Below are 384 nucleotides of genomic sequence, written 5' to 3'. Positions count from 1 at the left end.
GTGTTCCTGCCGGCCCTGATCGTCGACCTGTTTCCCAACCCGGCGGCGTCGCCGGTTCGGGCCGTGGCGTCGGCACAGGGGTCGGGGGCGCCGCCGGGTTGGGAAACAGGTCGACGATCAGGGCCGGCAGGAACACCGCGCCGGATTGCGCCGCATCCGATCCGCCCTCTGTGTCGCTGCCATCCTTGGCGCAGTCGGCGCCTGCCGCATTGGTCCCGTCGCGGCAGTCGATTTTCGTCTGGTCGGGATTGGGATCTTTGGTCTGCGCCGACGCGGGCACGGCGACGGTTATCATCGCCGCCGCAAGCATTGCCGCAAATCGAATGACCGCCTCAGCCGCCATCAAGCGGTTTCCTTCCCTCGATCACAGTCTCCGTGAAAGCC

1 pseudogene is annotated in these 384 nt (G+C 67.2%); it reads right to left on the bottom strand.

The annotated features are described in order from the left end of the window. A pseudogene (locus EN991_RS39655) lies at positions 1-343 on the bottom strand (peptidase S8); the annotation flags it as partial. Positions 344-384 lie beyond the last annotated feature (41 nt).

The organism is Mesorhizobium sp. M7A.F.Ca.US.005.03.2.1 (assembly GCF_003997795.1).
GTDB classification, from domain to species: Bacteria; Pseudomonadota; Alphaproteobacteria; order Rhizobiales; family Rhizobiaceae; genus Mesorhizobium; species Mesorhizobium ciceri.
Note: the sequence above shows the minus strand (reverse complement) of the source record. Positions and strands in the feature narration are given on the sequence as shown.